7 protein-coding genes are annotated in these 6,999 nt (G+C 29.9%); all 7 read left to right on the plus strand.

What is annotated here, in order from left to right; all coding sequences use genetic code 11:
* On the plus strand, positions 1 to 928 hold a 928-nt coding region (locus ACRCYC_RS06430), incomplete at its 5' end, for a VanW family protein (protein ID WP_438618291.1).
* A gap of 107 nt (positions 929 to 1,035) precedes the next feature.
* Complete coding sequence (trmL, locus tag ACRCYC_RS06435) at positions 1,036 to 1,506, plus strand: tRNA (uridine(34)/cytosine(34)/5-carboxymethylaminomethyluridine(34)-2'-O)-methyltransferase TrmL (RefSeq protein WP_438618293.1); 471 nt, start codon at positions 1,036 to 1,038, stop codon at positions 1,504 to 1,506.
* A gap of 213 nt (positions 1,507 to 1,719) precedes the next feature.
* On the plus strand, positions 1,720 to 2,757 hold the full coding sequence (locus ACRCYC_RS06440) for a BMP family lipoprotein (protein WP_438618294.1): 1,038 nt from the start codon (positions 1,720 to 1,722) through the stop codon (positions 2,755 to 2,757).
* Positions 2,758 to 3,067: 310 nt separating this feature from the next.
* Entirely contained in the window at positions 3,068 to 4,636 is a 1,569-nt protein-coding gene (locus tag ACRCYC_RS06445) for an ABC transporter ATP-binding protein (RefSeq protein WP_438618295.1), read from the plus strand.
* Positions 4,629 to 5,723, plus strand: a complete 1,095-nt coding sequence (locus ACRCYC_RS06450) for an ABC transporter permease (protein WP_438618296.1) — start codon at positions 4,629 to 4,631, stop codon at positions 5,721 to 5,723. The genes ACRCYC_RS06445 and ACRCYC_RS06450 overlap by 8 nt, the downstream gene beginning before the upstream one ends.
* Complete coding sequence (locus ACRCYC_RS06455; RefSeq protein WP_438618298.1) at positions 5,723 to 6,658, plus strand: ABC transporter permease; 936 nt, start codon at positions 5,723 to 5,725, stop codon at positions 6,656 to 6,658. Before ACRCYC_RS06450 ends, ACRCYC_RS06455 begins: the two co-directional genes overlap by 1 nt.
* Positions 6,659 to 6,843: 185 nt before the next feature.
* The gene (locus tag ACRCYC_RS06460) at positions 6,844 to 6,987 is read left to right on the plus strand and encodes a DUF6873 family GME fold protein (RefSeq protein ID WP_438618300.1); all 144 of its coding nucleotides are present in this window, start codon (positions 6,844 to 6,846) and stop codon (positions 6,985 to 6,987) included.
* Positions 6,988 to 6,999: the final 12 nt, after the last annotated feature.

Here is a 6,999-nt window from a genome sequence, read left to right on the forward strand (position 1 = left end):
ACCACTAAATGCAGATATAAAAATAAATGAAAATAAATTTATTGTTAGTAATGAAAAAAATGGAATAAATTTAAATGAAAAAAAATTATTTGAAATTATAAATGAAAGATTAATAAATAAACAATATGAGGATATTGAAATACCTATTAATAAAATAAGTGCTGAATATACTTATGAGGAATTATCTAAAATAAATACCATATTAGGTAAATATGAAACAGAGTTTAATGCTGAAAATTATAATAGATCTAATAATATTAAAGTTGCTATAAATAATATAGATAATATGATAATAAAACCAAATGGTGAATTTTCATTCAATAAGTTTATAGGAAGAAGGAGTATAGAGCGTGGATTTAAAGAAGCTCCAGTAATAATAAATGGAGAATTAAAACCGGGAATGGGAGGCGGTATATGCCAAGTATCTAGTACTATATACAATTCAGCATTATACGCAGGGCTAGAAATAGTACAAGCTAAAAATCATAGTATCCCAAGTGCATATATACCGAAAGGAAGAGATGCAGCTGTGTCTTATGGAAATATAGACTTGATATTTAAAAATAACTATAGTTATCCTATTCTCATACAAAATAAGGTGGAAGGAAATAAAATAGTATCTATAATATATGGAAATAATCAAGATAAACGACAAATAGATATAGATACGTGTATAGTTGAAACAATTGAGCCTAAAACTACTATAAAAGATAGTGAAAAATTAAATCAAGGTAGTCGTAAGATAGAAAGTAAAGGAAGAAAAGGATATAAAGTAAACACGTATAGAATATATAGAAAATCAGATGGAGGAATAGAGAAAAAAGAATTTATAAATGAAAGTTATTATCCTCCTAAAAATAAAGTTATTATAAAAGGAACAAATAAAAATCATAATGAAATAAATGAAACTAACATTAAAATGATATAAATCCCTATAAACTTATAGGGATTTATATCATTTTAATGTTAAAAAGTTTTTAGAATTAGAAATCTTTGATATAATTATTTTTATAAAACACTAAGGAGGATTTTTTTATGTCATTAAATATAGTTTTAGTAGAACCTGAAATACCACAAAATACAGGGAATATAATAAGAAGTTGTGCAGCTACAGGTACAAAACTTCACTTAGTAAGACCATTAGGATTTTGCATGGATGATAAATATCTAAAAAGAGCAGGATTAGATTACTGGGATTTAGTAGAGATAAAGTATTACGATAGTTTTGATGAGTTAAGAGAACAAAATCCAGAAGGTAAATTTTTCTACTCAACAACAAAAGCGAAAAAAACTCATTCAGATGTAGTATATGAAGATAACTCATTTATAGTTTTTGGTAAAGAGACTAAAGGGTTACCAGAAAGCTTAATTATGGAAAATTTAGATACAGCCATAAGAATACCTATGGTAGACATAGAAAAAGCAAGATCTCTTAATTTATCTAATTGTGTAGCAGTTGTTTTATTTGAAGCTTTAAGACAAATAGGATACCCTAATTTAAGATAAAGTATACAACAAATGCCATTAAATTAAACAAAAAAGAAGGTAAGAAATCTAATTATGCTAAAGAAAAAGATTTCCTATCTTCTTATTTTTTAAATTGTATACATTAAATATACTAAAAAAGTGCATAAAATTAAAATAAAATGTAGAAAATATTTTATATATAGTGTAAAATCTTATTTAAGAAATCATAAGCGGTATATATAGGAGGTAATTATGAAGTTTAAAAAGTTATTATCTTTAGGCCTTGTTACAATACTTGCAGGGTCGATGTTAGTAGGATGTAGTAGTCCTTCTAAAGATTCAGGAGAAGCAGGTAAAGAAGATAAGTTAAAAGTAACTATGATAACTGATGTTGGGGGAGTAAATGACCAATCTTTCAATCAAAGTGCATGGGAAGGTTTACAAAAAGCTGAAAAAGATTTAGGGGTAAAAGGTAATTACATAGAATCTAAACAAGAATCTGATTATGCTACTAATGTTGAAACAGCAATAGATCAAGGGGCTGACTTAGTAATAGGGGTTGGATTTAAGTTAGAAAAAGCTATAGGAGATGCTGCAAAAGCTTATCCAGATGAAAAATTTGCTTTAATAGATGCTGATTTTAAAGGAAATCCACCAGCTAATGTAGAAAGCATAATGTTTAATGCTCAAGAGTCTTCATACTTAGTAGGATTAGTTGCAGGTAAGATGACACAAAGTAATAAAGTAGGGTTTGTTGGAGGAATGGAAGGTCCATTAATAGAATCTTTCCAAGTTGGATATGAAGCAGGAGTTAAAGCTGTTAAACCGGATGCAGAAGTAGTTGTTCAATATGCAAATAACTTTGCTGATCCAGCAAAAGGAAAATCAATAACTAACCAAATGATATCTAATGGTGTGGATATAGTATTCCATGCTGCAGGGGACACTGGAAATGGTGTTATAGAAGCTGCTAAAGAAGCAGGTAAAAAAGCTATAGGTGTTGATAGAGACCAAAATGATGTTGCTCCAGAAACAGTTGTAACTTCAGCTATAAAGAGAGTTGATGTTGGAGTATTCAATACTGTTAAGAGTCTAGTAGACGGAACTTTCAAAGGCGGAACAGTAGTTACTTATGGATTAAATGAAGACGGTGTTGGAATTGCAGAAACTACAAAAGAAGATGTAGCACCAGATATAATAGAATTCGTTAACCAACAAGGTGAAAAAATAAAGAATGGCGAAATAAAAGTTCCAGCGACTAAAGCGGAATTAGAAAAAACACAAAAATAAATAAAAAAAGACTAGCTTTAGCTAGTCTTTTTTTATCTCTATAAAGTTTATAGGTGTAATGATAAAATAAAAAACTATATGAGTTATAAATAAGTTGTCAAATAAAATATTCATCATAATGAAAATGTTTTTATGATTATAAAGATGAAAATAAATATCAAAATAATACATAATCAAAGAAAAAACTACAAAAAAGTATGATGTATTATTCAAATAATGCACACTAAACATGAAATTTAAATTGTTATAATAAAGATTTTTTAGTATAATTAAATTGGCAATTAACAAATAAGGAGGGGTAAAATAAACTATGACTAATAGCAATGTAGATTATGGTCAAAAAGCTGTAGAAATGAAGGATATAACTAAAAAGTTTGGGGATTTTACAGCTAATGATAGTATAAATTTGACTGTACACAAAGGCGAAGTGCATGCTCTTTTAGGTGAAAATGGAGCAGGTAAATCAACGTTAATGAATATATTATATGGATTATACCAACCGACTTCAGGTGAGATATATATAAATGGGAAAAAGGTTGAAATGACTAATCCTAATATAGCTATATCTCATGGTATAGGAATGGTACATCAACATTTTATGTTAGTACAACCTTTTACAGTTGCTCAAAATATAATATTAGGAACTGAACCTACAAAAGGCTTAGGTGCAATAGATATGAAAAAAGCAATAGAAGATGTATCTGATATATCTAAAAAATATGGATTACACGTGGATACAAATGCAAAGGTTGAGGATATAACAGTCGGGATGCAACAAAGAGTAGAGATACTAAAGGCTTTATATAGAGGAGCAGATATATTAATTCTAGATGAGCCAACAGCAGTACTTACACCACAAGAAATAAATGAACTTATGCAAATAATAAGAAACTTAACTAAGCAAGGTAAATCAGTAATAATAATAACTCATAAATTAAAAGAAATAAAAGCAGCTGCAGATTATTGCACTATAATCAGAAGAGGTAAGTATATAGGAACAGTAAAGGTATCAGATACTACAGAAGATGAATTAGCAGCTATGATGGTAGGTAGAGAAGTAAGTTTTAAAGTTGATAAAAAAGAACCTGTAATAGGAAAAGAAGTTCTTAGTGTTAAGCATTTGAAAGCTAAAGATAGCAGGAAGGTTCAAATACTAAATGACTTATCTTTAGAAGTAAGAGCTGGAGAAATATTAGGGATTGCCGGGGTTGATGGAAATGGACAATCTGAATTAGTTGAAATTTTAACTGGTTTAAGAAAAGCTGACTCAGGAAGCGTTAAGATAAATGGAGAAGAGGTTTTTAACGAAAAACCACTTAATATATTTAAGAAAGGTATAAAAAATATACCAGAGGATAGACATAAAAGAGGACTTATACTTGATTTTACAGTTGCAGAAAATATGGTACTTCAGAGATACAAAGAACCAAGATTTTCTAAAAATGGAATTTTAAATAATGTTGAAGTAGAAAAACATGCAGAAGCTATAATTGAAGAGTTTGATGTAAGACCTACAGATTACACTTTAAAAGCAAGAGCTTTATCTGGGGGGAATCAGCAGAAGGTAATAATAGGTAGAGAGGTTGATAATATAAGAGTTGATAGAAAATCAACAAATAAGGCTCAACTATTAATTGCAACTCAACCGACAAGAGGTTTAGATGTTGGAGCTATAGAATTTGTTCACAAAGCTTTGGTAAATCAAAGGGATGAAGGAAATGCAGTTTTATTAGTTTCATTAGAACTTGATGAAGTTATGAATGTTGCAGATAGAATTGCGGTAATTTATGAAGGTAAAATTGTAGGTATTGTAGATGCGAAGGATGCTGATGAAAATACACTAGGATTTATGATGGCAGGAGGTGCAGAGCATGAGTAATAATACTAAGTCTAAAAGGAAATTGTCTTTAACTAATAATACGGTAGTATTTTCACTTATATCTATACTTCTTGGATTAATAGTAGGAGCAATAGCTTTGACAATAGCTGGATTTAATCCAATAGAAGCTTATTCTGTAATGATTGAGGGTATAATTGGAAAACCTAAATATATGGCATGGGCTATTATAAAATCAACGCCACTTATATTAACGGGTCTTTCTGTTGCATTTGCATTTAAAACAGGATTATTCAATATAGGAGCAGAAGGACAGTTTATAATAGGGGCTTTAGCTGCTACATTAGTAGGTTATGGAGTTGAATTACCGGCAATCATTCATATACCACTTGTTTTAATTGTTGCAGCATTAGCTGGAGCTTGTTGGGGTGGATTTGCAGGATTTTTAAAATCCAAATTTGGAGTTAATGAAGTTATATCAACTATAATGTTAAACTGGATTGCATTTTATTTAAATAACTATATGATAATGAAACCTTGGTTGAGAGAAGGTAATAGTGAAGCATCTCATTTAATAAATGATAGTGCTAGCATAAGTATAAATTGGTTGACTGGGCTTGTTGGACCGGCGACTAAAGTCAACTGGGGAATTTTAATAGCTATAATATTAGTATTGGTAATAGCTTTTATTTTATCAAAAACAACTTTAGGGTACGAATTAAGGGGAGTTGGATATAATAAGTTTGGAGCTGAATATGGAGGAATAAATGTAAAGTCGTCTGTATTTAAATCTATGGCTATAGCAGGAGCACTTGCTGCATTAGCAGGAGCAATACAAGTTATAGGAGTAACTAAAGGAATAACTGTACTTGCAGCTCCAGAAGGAAATGGATTTGATGGAATTGCGGTAGCTCTTATAGCTAATAGTAATCCAATAGGAGTTATATTCTCTGGATTATTGTTTGGATCTCTTAAATATGGTGGAACAAAAATGCAAACTATACAAGCTCCATCAGAAGTAATAAATATAGTTATAGGATCTATAGTTTACTTCATAGCTTTAAGTAGTGTTATAAGAATATTCTTTACGAAATATATGAATAAGAAAAAGCAAGGGGGAACTGAATAATGGAAGATTTAGCTTTAATTTTAAGTACAACATTAATGTACTCTACTCCCCTTATATTTACAGCATTAGGTGGAGTATTGTCAGAAAACTCAGGTATAGTTAATATAGGGTTAGAAGGTATGATGACTATAGGAGCTTTTGCAGGAGCTGCAGCAGGATATTTAGTTGGAGATCCGTGGATAGCATTTTTAATAGGTGGATTAGCAGGTGGTTTATTTGCATTAATTCATGCAATTGCAACTGTAAGTTTTAATGCAGACCACACAATTTCAGGTGTGGCTATAAACTTACTTGCGCCAGGAGTTGCGCTATTTACTTCAAAGATATTATTTGATGGAGCAACTATGACACCTACTATAAGTATGGAAGATAAAATGCCTAGACCTTTAAACGGGGTATTTGCAGATGGAAGTATATTAAATACTATATTTAATACATATGCAACTGTATTTTTAGCATTTATATTTGTAGCTATAGTATGGTATGTTTTATACAAAACAAAACTAGGGTTAAGAATAAGAGCAGTTGGAGAACATCCAGGAGCTGCTGATACTCTTGGAGTTAATGTAGCTCGAGTTAGATATTTTGCTGTAATAGCATCTGGTATACTTGCTGGATTCGGGGGAGCGTCTATGAGTTTAGCTATAGTTTCTTCGTTTAGACCAACATTGATATCAGGACAAGGATATATAGCTATGGCAGCTGTTATATTTGGTAAATGGAAACCGCAGGGAGCTATGGGAGCATGTTTATTATTTGGATTCTCTACAGCTTTATCTGTATTCTTTGGAAATCCAGAGTTACCATTTAGAATAAATGAAAACTTATTATCTATGATACCGTATGTAATAACTTTAATCGTTTTAGTTTTGTTTATAAAGACATCGAAAGCTCCAGCTGCGCTTGGAACTTCATATAAAAAAGGTGAGAGATAATAATTTTGCAACAAAAAAGATGATAGGAATTTCTATCATCTTTTTTGTTGCAAAATTATACAAAATATTTATGAAAGTAGATGTAATAAACATTAAAAATATAAAATCGTATACAAAGGAAGGGTAATAAGATTATAGAATTTACTGGAAAATATTTTATAATTAATGAAGATTTATGTCTAGCATTGGTAGATAAAAGAATTACTTGCGATATGGAATTAGAATTAAAAAGAAGAAATATACAAATAATAAAAAGAATAGAATGTAAAAAATGTTACGAAGATATAAAATATTATCCTGATATAACTGTTTTTAATTTAGGTAAATGAATAATAATTATA

This window comes from Paraclostridium sp., from assembly GCF_051657365.1.
Lineage (GTDB): Bacteria > Bacillota > Clostridia > Peptostreptococcales > Peptostreptococcaceae > Paraclostridium.